This window comes from Halomonas sp. GFAJ-1 (assembly GCF_000236625.2).
GTDB lineage: Bacteria > Pseudomonadota > Gammaproteobacteria > Pseudomonadales > Halomonadaceae > Vreelandella.
This window is the reverse complement of sequence record NZ_AHBC01000028.1, coordinates 23,559-44,107: the sequence shown is the minus strand read 5'-3', so window position 1 is coordinate 44,107 and position 20,549 is coordinate 23,559. Positions and strand designations below refer to the sequence as shown.

Here is a 20,549-nt window from a genome sequence, read left to right as displayed (position 1 = left end):
TCTCCCTTGTAACCAATCGTGGAAACGTACTGGCGTGGTGGGCCGATACGTTGTGTATTATCTACTAAGACTTTAGCCTAAGCATAAGGTTCAGGCGAGCGATGCCGTACGTGTTTACGCTGTGCACCGCACCCTTATAAAACAGGGGTGGTAATTCCCGTTTATGCCCACATAACAATAACTATCATAGCTATCAGTAAAAGCGCTGTTAGCCATTAAAAAGTAATTAGCGCGGACGAATACTGGAAAGGTGTCGCGTAACGGCCAGCCATGCGCCTAACCAGCCCAATAGTGTACTGCAAGATAGCAGAATTGTAGACCCCGCCACGTCTAATTGCGGCAAGACAAAACTAGCGCCATAGCTTGCCGCCAATGCTGCTACAGGCATCGCTAGCCAGTGGTTACCAAGCCCTAGCAATCCTAACGCTAACAAACCGCCGCCAAAGCCATACCAGGCGCCACTGTACAAAAAAGGCCGCCGGACAAACGCATGGGTGGCGCCAATCAGCATAACCACTTCGATTTCCCGCCGACGGCTCTCAACAGCGAGCCGTATTGTATTGCCGACCACCAACAACACCCCTAGCCCGAACAATGCCCCGAGCGCAAGCGCAACACGGCGGCCAAGGTTAGCCAAGTGGCGCAGGCGCTCCACCCAGGCTAAATCAAGGCGCACTTCGTCCACCCCAGTAAACGTTTCAAGCCGCTGGGCCAATTGATCCATGGCAATGGGGTCAACGCTTTGCGGGTAAATCACAATGCTGGCGGGCAGCGGGTTATCTTCAAGCCCGGCCAAGGCGTCATCTAACCCTAGCGACTGTTGAAACTCCGCCATACCCTCTTCTGCACTGATCAAGCGGGTTTGCATAACATCGTCTTCTGCGCCAACCGCCTCCTCAATACGCGCCGCCTGCGCAGCATCTACAGCAGTTTCCAGGTACACGGTTAACGTGGCGCTCTCTTCTAGCTCCGCATCCAACAGCTTAGCGCTATCAAGCGTGAGCCACAGGGCGGCGGGCAGCACCAGGGCAATGGCAATGGCCAGCATCGTTAGCAGATTACCCACCGGGTGGCGCACCAGCCGGTAGAGGCTATCGAAGGCCATGGCCCGGTGGTGGCGCCCCCATGCACGAAGCCGACTGGTAAAGCGCGTTTGCTGTGAACGCGCGCCGCGCCGCTCAGCAGGCGGCTCACTGGGCCGCTTCGCCGCTTGACGTTGACCTTTGGGCGCCGCGCCTTTCGTGCGGGGTGTCACGGCACGCTTCATACGGCCCCCTCGTCAGCAATTAATCGCCCATCGCGCAGGCGCAAAATGCGGTGACGCAGCCGGGCGATCAGCGCCAAGTCGTGGCTGGCGATCATCACCGTCGTGCCGATTCGATTGAAATCCTCAAACAGCGCCATAATGTCAGCAGAGAGCTGTGGATCCAGGTTACCGGTGGGTTCGTCAGCAAGCAGTAAAGCAGGCTTATTGACCACTGCACGGGCAATACCCACCCGCTGCTGCTCGCCACCGGAAAGCTCTACCGGCAGCGCTTTTTCACGGTGTAAAAGTCCTACTTTATCGAGCGCGGCGCGTACCCGCCGCGCCGCTTCACGGGGTTCTACCCCCTGAATTTCCAGGGGCAGCGAAACATTGTGGTAAACGCTACGATCGAATAGTAGCTGGTGATCCTGAAAGACCACGCCAATTTGTCGACGATAAAACGGCACCTGGCTAGGGTGTAACTGGGCGATATCGTGCCCAGCCACTACCACACGACCACGGCTGGGCTTTTCAAGGCGCATAATCAGCCGTAGCAGCGAGCTTTTACCTGCACCGGAGTGGCCGGTAAGAAACACCATTTCTCCTCTCGCAACGCGAAAGTTGAGGTGCGCCAGCGCGTCAAAGCGCCCTCCATAGCGCTTTCCCACATGTTCAAAAGCGATCATCCGCGACTATCGTCCCCTTGCTGGTCAAACAGCGCTGTGACGAAGTCATTGGCATCAAAGGGGCGCAGATCATCTATCCCTTCACCAACACCGATAAAGCGAATCGGCGTTTCCAGCTGTTTAGCCAAAGCAAAGATAATCCCCCCCTTGGCAGTACCATCCAGCTTGGTAAGCGTAATACCGCTGATGGGCACGGCTTCGTTGAAGGTGCTGGCCTGGGAAATGGCGTTTTGCCCGGTACCCGCATCCAGCACTAGCATCACCTCGTGAGGGGCTGTTGTATCTAGCTTCTGCATGACACGGTGGACTTTTTTCAGTTCTTCCATCAGGTGGCTTTTGTTGTGCAGCCGCCCAGCGGTGTCGGCAATCAGTACGTCCACACCGCGCGCTTTTGCCGCCGCCACTGCATCGTAAATCACCGAAGCGCTATCGGCCCCGGTGTGCTGGGCAATCACCGGCACGCTGTTACGTTCGCCCCATACCTTAAGCTGCTCTACTGCTGCTGCGCGGAAGGTATCGCCCGCGGCCAGCATGACGCTTTTACCTTCACGCTGGAAACGCTGGGTCAGCTTGCCGATGGTCGTGGTTTTACCCACCCCATTGACCCCTACCACTAAGATGACAAAGGGACCATCACTCTCTTTTTCAAAGCTAAGGGGTGTGGCCACCGGCGACAGCATAGCCGCCAGCTCCTCCTGCAAACCGCGATACAGCGCTTCAGGGTTGTTTAACTCTTTGCGTGATACCCGAGCCTCAAGCCGCTCGATAATATCGCTGGTGGCCTCAATCCCCACATCGGCCATGAGCAGTTGTGTCTCTAGGTCTTCAAGCAGCTCGTCGTCTATCTGCTTTTTACCTAAAAACAGATCAGCGATGCCGTCGGTAAGATTGGCACGTGTTTTACCCAGGCCTGACTTAATGCGGGCAAACCAACCCTTTTTGTCACCTTGTTCGGCCACCGGCTTTTCTTGCAAGGCCGGCTTAGGCGCGGGTGTAGATTCTGGCTCTGGCTCTGGCTCTGGCTCTGGCTCTGGCTCTGGCTCTGGCTCTGGCTCAGCGTCCGGGATAGGCGCTACCGGCTCAACCCTCGCTTCTGTAGGGGCTGGTTTTTCTGCAGTAGTTGGCTGCTCATCACTTAGAGCATCTGGCTCAGCGGGGGCATCCATCGGCGCTTGCTGATCATGCTGCTCTAAGGGCTGTTGATTTTCTTGCTGCTCCTGCTGGGAGTCGTGCTTTTTCTTACGCTTGAAAAAACCAAACATGGGTGTCATCCGACTTAAAAGTGAACATTGTGACCATCCTACCACCGCCAACCAAGACTTTGGATAAGCAGCCCGCTACAATCCGCATTATGAAACGACAACGCCCCCCACACTCATCTACTTCCCGACGCGCTGACGCAAAGCCCATGGGCAAGCTGCGTATTATCGGCGGTGATTTTCGCCGCCGCCAGCTTCCCGTGCTCGACCATCCTGGCTTAAGGCCCACGCCAGACCGCGTGCGCGAAACGCTGTTTAATTGGCTCGGCCAACAGCTCTATGGCACACAGGTGCTGGACTTATTTGCGGGCACGGGCGCGCTGGGAATTGAGGCGCTCTCCCGGGGAGCTTCCCAGGTTATCTTTGTCGAGCGCGATGCGCAGGTGGCCACGTTAATCCGCGACAACCTAGCATCCCTTGGGGCGCCTCAAGGCGAGGTCGTCACCGCCGATGCGCTGACGTTTCTTGGCTCACTGGGCCAGCCTGCGGACGTTGTCTTTTTAGACCCGCCGTTTCATCAGGGGCTTGCTGCCCCCTGCTGCGCAGCACTGGAAGCGGGGGGTTGGCTAGCACAGGAAGCCACCATCTATCTGGAAACCGAGCAGACACTGACGCCAGAGGTGCCTGCTAACTGGCAGCTACACCGTGAAACCCGCGCTGGCGAGAGTACTGCAAGGCTCTATTATCGCCAGCCAGCGTAAAGCGCTTGCCGCCGCCCTGCCACGGCGTTACGCTCGCCCGATTGATTGGCTATTTTATTCCCTTAACGGCGGACACCCCCCGCCGCTATTTACTGGAGGTAGGCATGAGCCTTGAATTGTTTAACCAGCTAGAGCAGAAAGTCACCGACACCGTCGAAGCGCTGGAAATGATGAAACTGGAAAACGAAGAGCTGCGTAGCGAAAACGCTCAGTTAAAACAGGAGCGTGAAGAGTGGGAGCGCCGCTTACAGGGCGTGCTTAGCAAATTTGATGGCATGGACGACAATGCCTGATAGCAACGCGCTTTAGCAGGGCCGCGACATTAAGAGTGCATCTTCTCGCCCGGTAGCCCCTTGCACTGCCGGGTAGTAATGTCGGCGGCGGCCATCTTCGCTAAAACCATGCTGCTGATACAGTCGGATGGCAGGCTGGTTACTTGCCCGCACCTCAAGCAATAGCCGTTCGCTTTGCCACTGCTCAGCACACGCGATCACCTCCCCAAGCAGTTGCCTTCCAATCCCCTGCCCTTGGCATGCAGGCAATACAGCAATGGCCTGCAGTTCAGCATCAAAGGGTAGGCGTGCCACCATGGCGTAGCCCATGAGTCCATTTTGCTGCCAAAACCCTACTACTTGTGATGTCGTATCGCTGAGCGCATCGCTAAGCTGCTGCGGGCTTGCACCGCTATAGGCCTCGGCTTCAAGGGCGTGGAGCAAAGCAGCATGTGAGGGGGTCAGCGGACTAATCACGGCGCTGAGCTTCGCCACTGATCAGCTAGCGCGACTAGCTTAGGCCATAGCGCACGCTTAGCATTGCCACTCTGGGTAAGCGTCGCTAAAGCGGGCCCCTGCCATACCGGCAGCCCCAAGGTATGACTCTTATCCTGATTAACCGCCATGACCTGCACCAAGGGTGCGTCATCGGCTACTGAATCAGCTCCCCACCACAGCACGTGCTCTAGCTGCCAGCCTTGCCGACTGGCGGCACCGGCTATAAAAGCAGCCACACCATCCCGGGCTTCTTCTAGCGGCTCTTCCGGCGTAAACACGGTGGCCATTGGCGGCCATTTAAAATAGATGACCGCTGGCAGCGCGCCGTTTAGCACGCCTGCTGCCCGCAGCATGTTGGCCAACAACTGCTGCTCGCTGGGCCCAAGCTCACCCTCACAAATCGCCAGCCAGCGTCCACCGAGACACACACAGGAGAGGCTGAATTCAAGCGGCTGTGCCTGCTGAATCGGCGTAATGCTTGCCGCAGGCTCGGCGGGTGCTTCCACTTCTGGGGCAACGGCAGGCGCCTCCTGGCCTAGCAGTGCGCGCACGGCCGACGGCGATGCAGCCCCTGAGGGCACCGAGGAAGGGGTTGCAGCAGACGGTGTTTGGCTGCGCGGGCGCGGGGTTGCGGGGGCGTCATCCAGCAAGGCATGCAAGCGCTCGCGAGGGGGCTGAGACGCAGGGGCGTCTTCCCACTCGCAGGCTTGGGTAGGCAGCGCGTTAGGCAGTTCATAACGTGACGCCCAGGCAGTGATGCCCATGGCGTCAAGATACTGCCTGCGAATAACCTCAGGGGTCACTGGCCGCCGCCGCGGCAGTTGGGAGAATCCGGGCGCTCGCCGCCCCGTGCCTGCCACTCTTTGGGCGTGTACAGATGCAGCGCCAACGCGTGCACCGGGCCAGTTAGCTCATCAGCCAACAGGGCGTAAATTTGCTGATGGCGCTTCACCGGCATCATGCCATCGAAGCTATCGCTCACCAGGGTCACTTTAAAGTGAGTTTCGGCGTTCGCTGGCACGTTATGCATATGGCTTTCATTCTCTACGTGCAGCACGTCTGGGGTTAACGCCGCTAACTTCTGCTCTATTTGTGTCTGCATCGCCATGGGGGCTCTCCTTCAATCAGCAACCGCCCTATTGTACGCCCTTACTTACCAACAGACGATGCCCGACGCTCAACAAGGGCACGCTGAGCGAGGCTTACCCGTGAAAGGCTTGCCACCAGTGCTAGCAGCGTGGTGCCCGCTCCCAACCAAAGCGTAACCTGCACAGGCAGGCCAAGGGCCAGTGCAGCCCCCACTAGCGCCACCCCAAACGACTGCCCAACGGTACGGGTAGTACTCATCACGCCGGAGACGTTGGCACTGCGCGCAGGCGGCAGGCTACCCATCATCTCTCGATTGTTCGGCGGCTGGAATAGCCCAAAGCCAATGCCACAGAGCGCCGTGCGCCACAGGCTATCAGCCACGCCGCTAGTCTCATCCACCAGCGCCAGCGCCACCAACCCAATAATCAGCAGTACGAGCCCAGTGCTAGAGAGCAGACTGGGATTAATCCGGTCGGCCAAGCGCCCTGCCAGCGGTCCTACCACCATAATGGCCAGCGGCCAGGGGGTGAATAGCCATGCAGTTTCCAGCGGCGAGAAGCCCATCTGCTCCTGATACAGGAACGACAGCGCCACAAAAGTTAATCCCTGGCCAATAAACGCCAAACCCGACGCCGAGACCGCGAGTGTAAAGCGCTTCTCCGCGAATACGCTCAGTGGCAACAAAGGGAAAGGGGCACGGCGCTGGCGACGGATAAACAGCGCACAGGCCGTGACGGCCAGCAGTGCCCAGCCGCCGCTTTGCCACAGCGGCGCGGCATGACCAACGGCGTCCATGGCAATAAAAAAGCTGGCCAGCATCAGTATGGAGAAACACGCGCCCTGGATGTCAAAACTGCCCTGGCGCGGCTTGTCCCGTGGCAACGCCCGGCTGGCAAGCCACAGCGAGCAGACCCCCAGCGGCACATTTAGGGCAAACAGCCACGGCCAGTCGGCAAAGGAGAGAATCACACCACTGAGGGTAGGGCCCGCCGCGTAGCCACCGGCAACGACTAAAGCACTCAGGCCAAGCGCACTGCCCAGCAGACGCGATGGAAAGATCGCTCGATACAGCGAAGGCCCAATCGAGAGCGTGGCCGCGGCCCCTAACCCTTGCAGGGCGCGAAACACCAGCAACGTTTCTAAGTTACGCGATAGCGCCGCCCCCAGAGCGGCCACCACAAAGGTCGCTAAGCCAAACAGGTAGAGCCGCCTGCGGGTAATCAGCTCACTGATACCGGCAAACACTAGCAGGAATGCCGCACACACGACCTGGAATAAATTGGTGATCCATACAGCTCTGGAAGCAGGCACGTTAAGGTCAGCGGCAATGGTCGGCAGCGCTAAGTTGATCATGGTGGTATCCACCACCGCCATCAGCGTGCCGGTGACCAGCGCTAATACCGCCAACGCGCGCTCTGGCCCTGGCAGGCCGTCGTCACCTGGGCGGGATTCAAACAGTCGCATGGTTGTCAGTTCCTAAACAGCCCCCTTAAAACAGTAAAACCGGCCGAAGCCGGTTTTACGATGCGCTTACGCTAAAAATAATAGCACGCTAATCTTGTTCGTTGTCGAGTAGCAGCGCATCTTCAACCTCGGAGATCTCCAGGGCGGTTTCGTCGTCCAGGTCAATCGCCAAATAACTGTGCTCAACGCGCAAGAAGTCCTGAAACAGCGACCAATCGAGTTTCTCTGGCCACTGACGCTCATCCTCTTCCCAAGCGCGCAGCTCGGTCTCCAGGATTTCTACGTGGCGTTCGCGAACAAAGGTCTCCAGCGCTTCAGGGGTATCCATTTCAGGAATAAGATACACCGTGCTTTCACGTTCGACGTCGTCCAGGGTCAGGTCGTCGTCTCCCATGGTGGGTTCGAGCGCATTGATCCAGTCCACGAAGGTCTGGGTCGGCCTGACGCTCAGGGCAGAGCGATTTAGCAGTTTCATGGGATTCTCCTCGCCGTCGAAACGTTGACCATTATGGGCGCTAAAACGCGTCCTTACCAACTTTTCGTCCGTCACCGGACAGTTAGCTGGATTTAATCTACTTCGGGGCGCATTGCCGGGAACAGCAGTACATCACGAATGGATGGGCTGTCGGTAAACAGCATCACCAAACGGTCAATACCAATGCCTTCACCTGCTGTCGGAGGCATGCCGTACTCAAGCGCGCGCACGTAGTCCGCATCGTAGTACATCGCCTCCAGGTCGCCAGCGTCTTTTTCCGCTGCTTGCTCGCGGAAACGCTCCGCCTGGTCTTCGGCGTCGTTAAGCTCCGAGAAGCCGTTAGCGATCTCTCGACCACCCACGAAAAACTCAAAACGGTCGGTAACGAACGGATTGGCATCGTTGCGCCGCGCCAGCGGGCTGACTTCTGCTGGATATTCAGTGATAAACGTCGGCTGGTCCAACTTGTGCTCGGCCACCTCTTCGAAGATTTCGGTCTGGATTTTGCCTAGGCCCCAGCTCTCTTTCACCTTGATACCCAGCTTTTCAGCCACTGTCCGCGCGGCTTCCAACGTATCGAGATCCGCATTGGTGATACCGTCGCCATGATCAAGAATCGCTTGGCGCAACGTCAGGCGATGGAAAGGCTGGCCAAAGTCGTAGCTGGCGCCTTGATAGCTCAGCGTCGTGGTACCCAGCACTTCTTCGGCGGCGGTGCGCAGCATGGCTTCGGTCATGTCGAGCAAGTCACGGTAGTCCGCGTAGGCCCAATAAAACTCGACCATGGTGAACTCAGGATTATGCCGTGTGGAGAGCCCTTCGTTACGGAAATTACGGTTGATCTCGAACACTTTCTCGAAGCCGCCCACGACTAGCCGCTTAAGATAAAGCTCCGGGGCAATACGCAGATACATATCAATATCTAGCGCGTTGTGGTGAGTGATAAACGGCCGCGCCGCCGCGCCGCCAGGAATCGGCTGGAGCATTGGCGTTTCCACTTCCATAAAGCCACGGGCTTCAAAGAAGCGTCGCATGGAGCTGATGACCGCCGCCCGCGTCTCAAACACTTTACGCGACTGCGGATTCATAATCAGATCCACATAGCGCTGGCGGTAGCGCGCCTCTTGGTCGGTCAGGCCGTGGAACTTATCGGGCAGCGGGCGCAGGCTCTTTGTAAGCAGCTGCGTCTCTTTCATCATCACGTAGAGATCGCCCTTACCCGATTTATGCACCGGGCCACGGGCAGCGACGATATCGCCGATATCCCAGCCTTTGATATCCTCAAGCACGTCTTCCGGCAGGCCCTTTTTATCCACGTAGAGCTGAATCTGACCAGCCACATCCTGAATCACGATAAAGGGGCCGCGTTTACGCATAACACGACCCGCCACCGAGGCGTGGTGGTCAAGCGTTTCCAGCTCTGCCTTATCCTTGTCGCCCAGCAGGTTTTGCAGCTCAACGGTTAAGCTGTCGCGGCGGAAATCATTCGGGAAAGCGCTCTTACCCTGCTCGGCCGTGCGCTCACGGTGGGCCGCGAGTTTGGCTCGGCGCTCGGCGATCAGGTGGTTTTCGTTATCGAGAGAAGACGCGTCTTGGTTAGCCATCGGGCACCCTATTCATGTTCAAACGCTAAAAAATTACAAACCCTGCTTCAGGCTAGCGACGATAAACTGGTCTAAATCACCATCGAGCACTTTGTCGCAGTTGCTGGACTGAACGCCGGTGCGCAGGTCTTTGATACGCTGATCGTCCAATACATAAGAGCGAATTTGGCTACCCCAGCCGATATCAGCTTTGGAGTCTTCTGCTTCCTGCTTGGCCACATTGCGCTTCTGCATTTCGTGCTCCCACAGCTTCGCTTTTAACTGCTTCATGGCGAAGTCGCGGTTGGCGTGCTGGCTGCGCTGATTCTGGCACGCCACCACAATACCCGTGGGCTCGTGGGTGATCCGCACTGCAGAGTCGGTGGTGTTAACGTGCTGGCCACCGGCACCACTAGAGCGATAGGTGTCCACGCGCAGGTCGGAAGGATTAATTTCAACTTCAAAGCTGTCGTCGATTTCTGGTGACAAAAACACCGACGCAAAGGAGGTATGGCGACGGCCACCGGAGTCAAACGGGCTTTTACGCACTAAACGGTGAACGCCGGTTTCAGTACGCAGCCAGCCAAAGGCGTAATCACCCTGAATGTGGATCGACGCAGATTTAATACCTGCCACTTCACCTGCGGAAATTTCAATAATCTCTGCTTTAAAGCCGTGGCTCTCTGCCCAACGCAGGTACATGCGCAGCAAGATGTTCGCCCAGTCTTGCGCTTCGGTACCGCCAGAGCCTGACTGAACATCCAGATAGGCGTTGTTCTCGTCCATTTCACCGGAAAACATGCGGCGAAACTCAAGCTTTTCTAGCGCGCCTTGCAGGCCATCAAGTTCGCTACGAACTTCCTCAACGGTGCCTTCGTCCTCTTCCATTTCGGCCAGTTCTAGCAGGTCGCGGCTATCAGCCAAGCCCTGATCGAGTTCGTCAATAGTCGCCACAATGGCTTCAAGGGAAGCACGCTCTTTGCCCAGCTTCTGGGCGTAGTCCGGGTCGTTCCAAACGTTGGGGTCTTCAAGCTCGCGGGAAACTTCTTCTAGCCGATCTTTACGCTCGGCATAGTCAAAGATACCCCCTAAGAACGTCTGTCCGCTCAGACAGGTCCTTGATCTGGTTATGAATCGGGTTAGTTTCCAACATGGACGCCCTTGCCTTGGTCAGTAGTGCACGGTTCAAAAGAGACAGGCGCCGCTGGGCCGACTGCGCGCTATTACGTTAAACGTTAGCACCCGCCAGCCCAGCGGCGAAATTCTAAGGCGCATTGTAACGAAACCTAGCGCTTACCGCACCCACCCCGCGTGGATGGTCACTCTGTACAAATTCCCGGCTGAAAGCAAAAACCCGGCCGAGGCCGGGTCAGTGACTAACGATAGTCGATCAATAAGTGTTAACGCGCTATCCGTTAGAAGCGGTAGGTAAGCTGAGCACCGAAACCATGGGCTTCGTTTTTGTAGTCACCGGAATAGTTAGAGGTAATAGGCGGTGTTTGTTGACCAGCTACCGTAAAACTATCGGTTTTAGTTTGCTCAACTTGGGTGCCGCGCTCTGTCAAGTAAGAGTAGGCAAAGTCTAACGTAAGATCAGGTGTTGGGCTCCAGCCTGCGCCAATGGAAAAGATACGACGGTCATCTGAAGGAATGCGCACACTACGGGTGGCATCCTGGGTTGGCGTGAAATCCAGCGTAACACCCGCACGAAGAGCTAGTGCAGGCGTTAGCTGATACTCACCACCGGTTGAAAAAGCCCAAGCATTTGAGTAGTTCTGCTGCTCGTTAGTAATTACATCACGCTCTACGCCACTCACGAGAATCTTGTCAAAGCGACTCCAGCGTGCCCAGGAAGCACCAAACATGAGTTTGAGGTCATCACTCATCTGCTGGGTAAGAGAGAAGTTAACCGTTTCAGGTGTAGTTAAGTCTAAAGAGGCATCATCCGTAATAGTGCCTAGGCCTAACTGATCCAGCACAGGAGAACTTGCCGTGAAGTCACCCTCAAGTGTGTAATCAACCTTTGAGCGATAAGTTAAACCAAAGGTCGTTTCTGGCACCGGCTGATAAATCACCCCGAGATTATAACCCCAGGCTTCATCGTCACCCTCAACCCGCGAATCTACTTCAGTGATAATTGGAGAGCCATCAGGCGCTTGTCCAACAGCCACGGGTACTTGGCGGTGCAACTCTCCATCCACACGGTTATAGGTTAAACCAACGCCTACGCCCCACTGCTCATTGAAGCGATAAGACACCGTTGGCTGGGCCGAGATAACTCTAACTTCAGTGTAGTTACCTTGGTTACGTCCCATAAAACCATCTTCATAGTCGGTTTTCGAGCCAAAAGGAGCATAAACCCCAAAACCAAACGCCAGCTGTTCGTTAACGGGTTGTGCATAAAATGCAAAGGGAATTAACGTTCCCGGCACCATATCGCCGTCATTACTCCCTCCCGCCGAACCTAATGGCAGCGAGCCCCCTGGCGTTTCCAGAAAGCGGCTAGAGGTAGGGTTGTCTATATCAGAGTTGACATTTAGATAGGTTCCACCCGCAGTGATTTGGGCACGATCGAGAAATGACATGCCCGCTGGATTGCCAAATACGATGGTGGCATCGTTAACGTTGGAGCTACGGCCTGCGTGCCCATACCCCTGACCACTGACGCTCTGTTCGTTGATTTGGTACCCGCCTGCGTTCGCTTGGCTGGCAAATGCTACCGCTGCGATTGCAGCCGTCAGAGTGAGCTTTTTAAAGTTATTATACATAGTGGGCCTCTCTTCCCAATGATCCAGTGGATAGTGCCATCCACCCTCGTTGTTCTTACGTGTTAGTTTTCGCCCAATGCAGGGTTTGGTTCAAGGGCAAACGAGCGTTTTATTTTGTTTTTTACTTATACATTAGTCGCACGACTGTTTTAAATCAGTGTTTTAGTCCTATTGGCTGAGTGTTCGAACGTCGCTTGACCTATGGGTTACCCATAGGTTTTAAACTGAATCAGCTTAATTTATGGAAGCGGGGGAAGTTATGCAAACAGCCACAATAAAAGTTGGCGAGCTAGCCAAGCGCGGTGGCGTTACCGCTGAAACAGTGCGTCACTACACTCGTGAAGGCCTCTTGGCGCCAACGCGCCACCCTGACAATGGCTACCAGCTCTATTCCGGCACCGATGCTGAGCGCCTGCAATTTATTCAGCGGGCGCGCAAGCTCGGTTTTAGCGTAGCGGAAATCCGCGACATTTTGGCCCACGCTGACCAAGGCGACTCCCCCTGCCCGCTGGTACGCGATCTGCTCGCGAACCGTTTGCCGCAAATTCGCGCGCGCATTACCGAACTAGAGGCACTTGCCCAGCGTATGGAACAGGCGCTGGAAAGCTGGCAGGAGATGCCCGATGGCACGCCAGACGGCCACAGCCTATGCCGATTAATTGAAAGCTTTCCTGAGGAGGCACCATGCAGCGCAAAACCGTGCAGCCACAAACGCTAACCCGCACCGTGCCGGGCATGAACTGCCAGGGCTGTGTTAAGCGTATGCGTGAGGCTATTCAAGCCCAGGACGCAAGTGCCGACGTGACAGGGTTTCCCGAAGAAAAACGTTTAGAGGTTACCAGCCTGCTGGATGGCGACACCCTGGATAGCGTGCTGAGTGAAGCAGGTTACCCGCACGGCGAACTCCCCGTTGAAACTGCGGCACCTAGTGGGCAGGCACCGAGCCCTGGCAAGGCGGTTGAAGGCCCTGCCGCCAATACCCCACAACAGCGCCTGCTGATTAGCGGCATGACCTGTGCTGGCTGCGTAAAAAGCGTTGAGAAGGCGCTTATTAACACCCCTGGCGTCACTGCAGCCTCGGTGAGTTTTGGCACCCACACCGCCCAGGTCTCGGGAAGTGCTGAACGCGATACACTGATTGAGGCCGTAGCGGCAGCAGGCTATAGCGCCGAACCCATTGTGGATATGCGCGAGGCCGAGCGCACCCGCGAAGCTCAAGAAGCCATTACCTACCGTCAACGCCTACGGGGCAGCGCGCTGTCGCTTGCCCTTGCCATACCGCTGATGCTAAGCATGTTTGTCTACCACCCCCACCCCATGGGTGTTGGGCGTATTTATTGGTTAGTGGTGGGTTTACTCACCCTAGCCATTCTGGCCTTTCCAGGGCGGCACTTTTTTACCAACGCCTGGAAACAGTTTAAGCACCACCAAGCCAATATGGACACGCTCGTAGCCATGGGCACTGGCACCGCTTGGCTCTATTCTATGGCGGTGGTGCTGTTTGCACCTTGGCTGCCGGAGGTAGCCCACGGCATCTATTTTGAAGCGTCAGCCATGATTATCGGGCTTATTCTGTTAGGTAATGCCCTCGAGCTTCGCGCCCGCGGACGCACCAGCAGTGCCTTAAAACGCTTGCTCGACCTGCAGGAAAAAACCGCCCGAGTGATTCGCAATGGCAAAGAGCAGGAAGTGCCTATTGAAGAGGTGGTTCTGGATGATCATGTTCGCGTACGCCCCGGTGAGCGGCTGCCAGTGGATGGCATCGTGCTTGAGGGCCAAAGCTATATCGACGAGTCCATGCTCACCGGTGAGCCGCTGCCCGTGCATAAATCTAATGGTGACGAGATTAGCGCAGGGACGGTTAACGGCAACGGCAGCTTGGTCTTTCGTGCCACCCGGGTGGGCAGCGATACCCGTTTGGGGCGAATCACCGAACAAGTGGCCAGCGCGCAAAACTCCCGCCCCCCTATTGGCGAGCTAGCCGATAAGATATCGGGCATTTTTGTTCCAAGCGTCATGATCATTGCGGTGCTAACGGCGCTAGCCTGGTACAACCTTGGCCCCGCACCGGTCGTCATTCATATGTTGGTCACTGCCACCACCGTACTCATTATTGCCTGCCCCTGCGCCCTGGGGCTGGCAACCCCCATCTCTACCATGATTGGCGTGGGCAAAGCGGCTGAAAACGGCGTATTGGTGCGCACCGGCGAAGCGCTGCAGACCGCCAGTCGCCTAACCACTCTCGTGGTCGATAAAACCGGTACGCTCACTGAGGGCAAACCCCGCGTTACTGATGCCACGATGCTTCACAACGACGCTGCTCAAGTGCTGGCCTGGGTAATGGCATTGGAAAGCCGCTCGGAACATCCCCTAGCCAATGCCCTAACGGCCTACGCCGAAGAGCAGCACGCCCATGCCGATGTACTCACAGCCTTTGAGAGCGTCACCGGGGGCGGTGTAAAGGGAGCCAGCCAAGCAGGCGATACCCTGCTTCTGGGGAATGCCCGCTTGTTAGAAGCGGCGGGTGTGAGTCTCTCACCCGCTGAACAGAGCGTTCGCCAGTTGGAAGCCAAAGCCCGCTCGCTGGTGTACCTTGCGGTGAACGGCGAGCTTGCCGCGCTGTTTGGGGTAAGCGACCCACTACGTGAAGACGCGGCAGCGGCGGTAAAACGCTTGCAGGATGATGGTTTAACCGTCGTGATGCTCACCGGCGATAATGAACACACCGCCGCCGCCGTGGCCCGGGAAGTGGGCATCAGCGAGTTCAAAGCAGGCATGACGCCGGATGACAAGCACGCAGAAATTGAGCGTCGCCAGCAGGCTGGGGAAGTTGTGGGCATGGTAGGCGACGGCATTAACGACGCCCCAGCGCTAGCCCGTGCGAACGTGGGCTTTGCCATCGGCCAGGGTACCGATATCGCCATGGAGAGTGCGGGAATTACCCTGATGCGCGGCTCGCTTCACGGTGTGGCCACCGCCATTGAGTTAAGCCGGTCGACGCTTACCAATATCAAGCAAAACTTAGTCGGCGCCTTTGGCTATAACGTGCTGTGCATCCCAATAGCCGCAGGCGTGCTTTACCCCTTCACCGGCATGCTGTTGTCGCCCATCATTGCTGGCATTGCGATGTCACTGTCGTCCATCACAGTGGTCAGTAACGCCAACCGCTTAAGGCTTTGGACACCCGCCCAACAGGAGGGCTTATGAGCCTATTGATCAACTTGATAGGGATCGGCCTGATTGGCCTCATTATTTGGTGGTTCTGGCTTAACTAACCCCAATATAGCGCCCGGGCTTATGATTCAGGGCAATAATTAAATTCAACGTAAGCGCACCCAGCACCGAGTAGCCCACTCGGTCTAGCGGTAGCTGGGTCAGCGCCACCAGCAGAATCATCCCATCAATACCCAGCTGCACGTAGCCTGCCCGCAGGCCGTGCTTTTCCTGCAGGTAGAGCGCCAGAATATTAATCCCGCCCAGGCTGGTGCGGTGGCGAAACAGCATTAGCATGCCAATCCCCATCAGCGCCCCACCCATCAAAGCTGCGTAGAGTGAAGGCACGCTGGCAAACTGTACCCAGCCCTGGGTTAGCTCGGAAAATAGCGACACCAAGCCAATCGCTAGAAAGGTGCGCAGCGTAAAGCTCCACCCCATACGTTTCACCGCCAGATAGTAAAACGGCAGATTAATCGCGAAAAACCAGACCCCAAACCCCCATCCGGTTACATAGTTCAACAGAAGCGCCAAGCCTGCTGTACTGCCGGTGATGAGTACCGCCTGAGTGTAAAACGCCACCCCAAGGGCAACAAAAAACGTGCCGAGCAGCATCGCCATAATATCCTCATAGGGCTTATGAGGATCTTTAGGAAAGTCTTCCATACGCATTCACGCGTCCTTTTTGGGAATATTCGAGCGGCCGTTTAAATGGCCAAGGGCGCGAGGATAGCGGAGAGCACTAAATCGGGCTAGCGTGCTCCACCATCAACTGCAATGTTTCACGTCCCCGCCAACGATTGCGGTTGAGCTTATAGGCACAGTGCAGCGTATCCCCCACGCTAAACGAAGGCAGTTCACCTGGCGTTAGCGCTCGAAACCAGATCGCTTTGCTGGTTACCGCACCCATGGAAAGCTCAAGCATTAGGTGCGACCCTTCGGCCCCCACCGGGCGTAGCGCTTCAACAATAAAGCGCCCTTCAAACAGGGGCGGATCGAACTCTCGCCCGTAAGGCCCAAGGGCTTCGACCTCGTTAAGCGTTACCAGTGACAGTTGGTCTGTAGAAAGCTCACCGTCGGTCCACAGCCGTGGATAGAGCGGCGTATCGCCTAACTGCTCGCTCACCGCCTGTAAAAACGCAGCCTTAAAAGCAGCTAGCTGCTCCCTCGGCACACCCACGCCTGCCGCGCCACTGTGGCCACCAAAACGCGGCAGCGCCTCAGGAGCCAACTCAAAGGTGCGTTGCAGAGCATCCCGCAAGTGCAGGCCATCAATCGAACGACCAGAGCCGGTCAACATATTGGGCGCCGCCGCGCGGGTAAGCACCAGCGCGGGGCGGCCATAGGCCTGCACTAGCCGTGAAGCGACGATGCCCTGCACACCAGGATGTCCATCCTCCAGCAGCACCACCACCGCAGGCTCGTTAGCATCCAGAGCTGGCACAGCCAAGGTGCGCGCCTCTTCCGCCATATCCGCCTCAATCGCCTTGCGGGACTGGTTATCCTCGTCGAGCACGTCTAGCTGACGATTCGCCACGCTGTCCGTCTCCGCCAACATAAAGTGCAGCGCCGCGTAGGGGTCATCCAGCCGCGAGCGAGCGTTAATCCTCGGTCCCATTTGGAAGGCTAGGGTTTCAGCGTTAAAGGGGACGCTGTCGGCACCTAACCGGGTAGCCATGGCCCGCCAACAGGCGGCATCCATGCGATTGATCAGCGTTAAACCGTGGCTCACCACGGCGCGGTTAGCAGGACTGCCGCCCAGCGAAACACAGTCCGCTACGGTGCCCAGCGCGACGTAAGAGAGCCACGGCGACAGCTTCGGCGTCGCATCCGGCAGTGCTCCCCACTCAATTAATACGCCGCGAGCAAGCGACATTAGAAGCCACGCCACCATGCACCCGGCGATGGTTTTATCCGGGTAGTCGCAGTCAAGGCGGGTGGGGTTAACGCAGGCGTAGGCGGAAGGCGGTGGCCCCTCCAACGGCAACGCGTGGTGGTCGCTGACCACCACATCAATACCCGCCGCTTTTAAGCGGGCAATACGGGGCTCGTCCGAGCTGCCGCAGTCGGCGGTAATCACTACCGTGGGCCTAGGCGTTAAGCTAAGTGTCCGCTCAACCAGTGGCAGGCTGATGCCATAGCCATCGTGAATACGGTGGCCTATTAGGCTATGTAATTTGTATTCGGGTACGCCAAACAGCTCCACCAAGGTGCGCCGAATCACCACATGGGAGGTAATGCCGTCCACATCGTAGTCAGTGAGAATGCCGATAGTCTCCCCTTCGGCCACCGCCTGAGCGATACGCTCAGCGGCACGGCGGCCGTCGGTCAGCTTTTCCGGATGAGCCAAATAGCGCAGGCTGGGTGATACCAGCGGGGCAAGTTCGCCCGCGTAGCCTGGCAGCCGAGAGGCAAGAAGACGCGCTTGTAGCTCGCTTAAGCCTTCCGCTTGGGCACGCGCATAGACAGCCTCGTCCACTGGACGAGGCTCTAAGCGTGGTTGGCTCGCATTCTGGGTTTGGGTTGACTCGTCGGCCATGAGGCCTCAGCGCCGGTTGTCAGCGACAAACTGCTGAACCGCACCCAGCTCAGCTTGCAGCACGGTGTAGCGCTCTTCACGCTCCAGCAAGTCATTCATATGCGTGGGCAGTGGCACGCCCTGGAAGCCCGCTTTAACCACGGCTTCAGCAAATTTTGCCGGATGCGCGGTGGCTAACGTAATCACAGGCGTCGTGGTATCAGCCCGTGCGCGCTCGGCGGCGCGGTAGCCAGTGGCCGTATGAGGGTCAAGAATCTCCCCGGTACGGTGGTGGGCTTCGCGAATCACTTCCAGAATCGTGTCGTCATCGACGCTGTAGCTAGCGAATTTCTCGCGCAGCTTCGCCAGCGGCGCATCGGCAAGGGCGGTAGGCTCTTGCTGGAAGCGCTCTAGCAGCGCTGCTACCGCTAAGCCATCGCGGTCGTAGGCGTCAAACAGCAGCCGCTCAAAGTTCGACGAAACCACGATATCCATCGAAGGCGCCAACGTTGCGGCCAGCTCCTTCTTGGAGAAATCGTTCGCCGCCAGGGTGCGGTGTAAGATGTCGTTGGCGTTGGTAGCAATAATAAACTGCTTCACCGGCAGACCCATCTTGAACGCCATGTAGCCAGCAAAGACGTTGCCGAAATTGGCCGATGGCACGCAGAAGCTCACTTCACGCTGGGGAGCACCCAACGCAACGCCAGCGGCCACGTAGTAGACGATCTGCGCCATAATGCGCGCCCAGTTGATCGAATTTACCGCGACAAGACGCGTGCCATTCAGGAAGTCTTGGTTAGCAAAACTTGCTTTCACCATTGCCTGAGCGTCATCGAAGTTACCTTCAATGGCGATGTTAAACACGTTGTTCGCCAGCACCGAGGTCATCTGGCGGCGCTGCACTTCCGAGACGCGGTTGTGCGGGTGAAGAATAAAAATATCCAGGTTATCGCAGTGGCGACACCCTTCAATGGCCGCTGATCCGGTGTCCCCGGACGTCGCACCCATAATCACCGCACGCTCGTTGCGCTTTTTCAGGAAGTGATCCAGCAGACGCCCAAGTAGCTGCAGCGCAACATCTTTGAACGCCAGCGTCGGGCCGTGGAACTGCTCTAGCAAAAAGTGGTTAGCATCCAACTGCTTTAACGGCACCACGGCGTCGTGGTTGAACGTCGCGTAAGCTTCGGTCACCAAGCGGCGGAAAGTATCGTCGTCAATTTCGCCATTTACAAACGGCTTCATGACCCGAAACGCAATCTCTGCATAAGAGAGACCGGCCATACTGGCCAGCTCTTCTTTAGAGAACTGGGGCAGCGTTTCCGGCACATAAAGGCCGCCGTCGCTGGCCATGCCGGTTAATACCACCTCTTCAAAGGAGAGCGCGGGCGCTTGGCCCCGCGTGCTGATATAACGCATGGGGTTACTCTCCTTCGTCCAGGCTTTCAACGCGAATGCGGGTGACCGGGCCAGCAATGTCCGCCATGGATTCAATCTCGCGGATTGCTTCGTTCATCTGCTTCTCTTTGGTGCGGTGGGTCAGCAGGATAATCGGCACCAGCTCACCTTCGGTGGCCTCTTTCTGGATCAGCGCTTCAATAGAGATGCCCTGCTCAGCAAGAATTGTTGCCACACGCGCCAGCACACCGGGGCGATCTACCGCCAGCAGACGTAGATAGTACGCCGTGATGATATCTTCCATCGGCATAATGGGCAGCTGACTAACATCTTCATCAATGCCGCTAAACGCCAGGTAAGGCACCCGATAGTGATGGTCCGTGGTGATATCACGAGCAACGTCGAGCAGGTCAGCGACCACGGCAGACGCGGTCGGCTCTGCGCCAGCGCCGGCGCCATAGTAAAGCGTTGGGCCAACCGCATCGCCCATGACCGCAATGGCATTTTTAACACCGTGCACATTGGCCAGCAGACGCTCTTTAGGAATCAGCGTCGGGTGAACCCGCAGCTCAAGCCCTTGATCGGTGCGCTTGGAAATACCCAAATGCTTAATCACGTAGCCCAGGTTATCGGCCTGCTCAACGTCCTCGGCGGTAATCCGCGAAATGCCTTCGGTGAAGGCTTTTTCAAACTGCAGCGGTACGCCGTAGGCAATCGAGGCCAGAATCGTTAGCTTGTGCGCCGCATCGATACCCTCCACATCAAAGGTGGGGTCGGATTCGGCGTAACCCAGCGCCTGCGCTTCGGCCAGCACGTCTTCAAAGGCACGGCCTTCATCGCGCATGTGGGTAAGAATGTAGTTACCGGTGCCGTTGATAATGCCCGCCACCCACTCAATGCGGTTAGCGCCGAGGCCTTCACGCAGGGATTTGATGACCGGAATACCGCCCGCCACAGCGGCTTCAAACGCGACAATCACGCCTTTTTCATGGGCGGCGCGGAAAATTTCGTTGCCATGAACGGCGATCAGCGCTTTGTTAGCAGTGACTACGTGCTTACCGTTGGCAATAGCCGTTAGCACCAGCTCACGCGCGATGTCGTAGCCGCCAATCAACTCTACCAATACGTCCACGTTAGGGTTGTTGGCCACCTCGAATACGTCCGAGGTGGCATTAATGCCGGTAATATCGCAGTCGGGATGAACGCTGCGGTGGGCAACCTGCTCAATGACAATCGGGCGGCCCGCACGGCGGCTAATATCGTCCGCATTACGCGTTAATACGTTAAACGTACCGCCGCCGACTGTACCTAACCCACAAATGCCTACTCTTACCGGTTTCAAAATACTTCCCCTTTCGTGATGGGCACCCGCAAGTGCCGCT

Annotated in this window: 19 protein-coding genes; 4 read left to right on the top strand and 15 right to left on the bottom strand. The window is 57.0% G+C overall.

Going from position 1 to position 20,549, the window contains the following annotated elements; translation table 11 throughout:
- Positions 1–226: 226 nt before the first annotated feature.
- The 3 genes from ftsX to ftsY are packed head-to-tail and all read right to left on the bottom strand — an operon-like array spanning position 227 to position 3,194.
- On the bottom strand, positions 227–1,267 hold the full coding sequence (gene ftsX, locus MOY_RS08320) for a permease-like cell division protein FtsX (protein ID WP_009098600.1): 1,041 nt from the start codon (positions 1,265–1,267) through the stop codon (positions 227–229).
- Positions 1,264–1,932 carry a cell division ATP-binding protein FtsE gene (gene ftsE / locus MOY_RS08315; RefSeq protein WP_009098598.1) on the bottom strand — a complete coding sequence of 223 codons (669 nt, stop codon included), beginning with the start codon at positions 1,930–1,932 and terminating at the stop codon, positions 1,264–1,266. The genes ftsX and ftsE overlap by 4 nt, the downstream gene beginning before the upstream one ends.
- Positions 1,929–3,194, bottom strand: a complete 1,266-nt coding sequence (ftsY, locus tag MOY_RS08310; protein WP_009098596.1) for a signal recognition particle-docking protein FtsY — start codon at positions 3,192–3,194, stop codon at positions 1,929–1,931. Before ftsY ends, ftsE begins: the two co-directional genes overlap by 4 nt.
- Positions 3,195–3,283: 89 nt before the next feature.
- Between ftsY and rsmD the strand changes: the two genes are divergently transcribed.
- Positions 3,284–3,892: a 16S rRNA (guanine(966)-N(2))-methyltransferase RsmD gene (gene rsmD, locus MOY_RS08305; RefSeq protein WP_035540447.1), complete on the top strand. Its 609-nt coding sequence runs from the start codon at positions 3,284–3,286 to the stop codon at positions 3,890–3,892.
- A 104-nt stretch (positions 3,893–3,996) separates the two neighbouring features.
- Complete coding sequence (zapB, locus tag MOY_RS08300; protein ID WP_009098594.1) at positions 3,997–4,185, top strand: cell division protein ZapB; 189 nt, start codon at positions 3,997–3,999, stop codon at positions 4,183–4,185.
- Positions 4,186–4,197: 12 nt separating this feature from the next.
- Here zapB and rimI read toward each other — a convergent pair whose 3' ends face one another.
- The 8 genes from rimI to MOY_RS08260 all read right to left on the bottom strand — a co-directional run bounded on the left by rimI (position 4,198) and on the right by MOY_RS08260 (position 12,041).
- Positions 4,198–4,641 carry a ribosomal protein S18-alanine N-acetyltransferase gene (rimI, locus tag MOY_RS08295; protein WP_009098593.1) on the bottom strand — a complete coding sequence of 148 codons (444 nt, stop codon included), beginning with the start codon at positions 4,639–4,641 and terminating at the stop codon, positions 4,198–4,200.
- The gene (locus MOY_RS08290; protein WP_009098592.1) at positions 4,638–5,465 is read right to left on the bottom strand and encodes a hypothetical protein; all 828 of its coding nucleotides are present in this window, start codon (positions 5,463–5,465) and stop codon (positions 4,638–4,640) included. Before MOY_RS08290 ends, rimI begins: the two co-directional genes overlap by 4 nt.
- Positions 5,462–5,770: a BolA family protein gene (locus tag MOY_RS08285; protein ID WP_009098591.1), complete on the bottom strand. Its 309-nt coding sequence runs from the start codon at positions 5,768–5,770 to the stop codon at positions 5,462–5,464. The genes MOY_RS08290 and MOY_RS08285 overlap by 4 nt, the downstream gene beginning before the upstream one ends.
- 41 nt (positions 5,771–5,811) lie before the next feature.
- Positions 5,812–7,215: an MFS transporter gene (locus tag MOY_RS08280; protein WP_009098590.1), complete on the bottom strand. Its 1,404-nt coding sequence runs from the start codon at positions 7,213–7,215 to the stop codon at positions 5,812–5,814.
- A gap of 88 nt (positions 7,216–7,303) precedes the next feature.
- The gene (locus tag MOY_RS08275; RefSeq protein ID WP_009098588.1) at positions 7,304–7,690 is read right to left on the bottom strand and encodes a hypothetical protein; all 387 of its coding nucleotides are present in this window, start codon (positions 7,688–7,690) and stop codon (positions 7,304–7,306) included.
- 92 nt (positions 7,691–7,782) lie between these two features.
- Positions 7,783–9,294 (bottom strand): lysine--tRNA ligase, encoded by a 1,512-nt coding sequence (gene lysS, locus MOY_RS08270; RefSeq protein WP_009098586.1) that lies wholly within the window; start codon positions 9,292–9,294, stop codon positions 7,783–7,785.
- A 33-nt stretch (positions 9,295–9,327) separates the two neighbouring features.
- Positions 9,328–10,426, bottom strand: a protein-coding gene (prfB, locus tag MOY_RS08265) for a peptide chain release factor 2 (RefSeq protein ID WP_105208815.1) whose coding sequence is annotated in 2 segments (ribosomal slippage) — positions 9,328–10,350 and positions 10,352–10,426 — 1,098 coding nt in all. Because the reading frame shifts where the segments join, the coding sequence is not laid out codon by codon here.
- 262 nt (positions 10,427–10,688) lie between these two features.
- Positions 10,689–12,041 carry an OmpP1/FadL family transporter gene (locus tag MOY_RS08260; protein WP_009098582.1) on the bottom strand — a complete coding sequence of 451 codons (1,353 nt, stop codon included), beginning with the start codon at positions 12,039–12,041 and terminating at the stop codon, positions 10,689–10,691.
- A gap of 274 nt (positions 12,042–12,315) precedes the next feature.
- Between MOY_RS08260 and MOY_RS08255 the strand changes: the two genes are divergently transcribed.
- On the top strand, positions 12,316–12,759 hold the full coding sequence (locus MOY_RS08255) for a MerR family transcriptional regulator (RefSeq protein WP_035540440.1): 444 nt from the start codon (positions 12,316–12,318) through the stop codon (positions 12,757–12,759).
- A complete protein-coding gene (locus tag MOY_RS08250) occupies positions 12,726–15,248 on the top strand; it encodes a heavy metal translocating P-type ATPase (protein WP_009098577.1) in 2,523 nt (840 codons plus the stop codon). The genes MOY_RS08255 and MOY_RS08250 overlap by 34 nt, the downstream gene beginning before the upstream one ends.
- A gap of 60 nt (positions 15,249–15,308) precedes the next feature.
- Here MOY_RS08250 and MOY_RS08245 read toward each other — a convergent pair whose 3' ends face one another.
- The 4 genes from MOY_RS08245 to MOY_RS08230 all read right to left on the bottom strand — a co-directional run bounded on the left by MOY_RS08245 (position 15,309) and on the right by MOY_RS08230 (position 20,509).
- Positions 15,309–15,926, bottom strand: a complete 618-nt coding sequence (locus MOY_RS08245; protein WP_009098573.1) for a YitT family protein — start codon at positions 15,924–15,926, stop codon at positions 15,309–15,311.
- A 70-nt stretch (positions 15,927–15,996) separates the two neighbouring features.
- On the bottom strand, positions 15,997–17,793 hold the full coding sequence (locus MOY_RS08240) for a single-stranded-DNA-specific exonuclease RecJ (protein ID WP_009098571.1): 1,797 nt from the start codon (positions 17,791–17,793) through the stop codon (positions 15,997–15,999).
- Between the two features lie 6 nt (positions 17,794–17,799).
- Positions 17,800–19,188 (bottom strand): threonine synthase, encoded by a 1,389-nt coding sequence (thrC, locus tag MOY_RS08235; protein ID WP_009098568.1) that lies wholly within the window; start codon positions 19,186–19,188, stop codon positions 17,800–17,802.
- Between the two features lie 4 nt (positions 19,189–19,192).
- The gene (locus MOY_RS08230) at positions 19,193–20,509 is read right to left on the bottom strand and encodes a homoserine dehydrogenase (RefSeq protein ID WP_009098566.1); all 1,317 of its coding nucleotides are present in this window, start codon (positions 20,507–20,509) and stop codon (positions 19,193–19,195) included.
- Between the last annotated feature and the right edge of the window lie 40 nt (positions 20,510–20,549).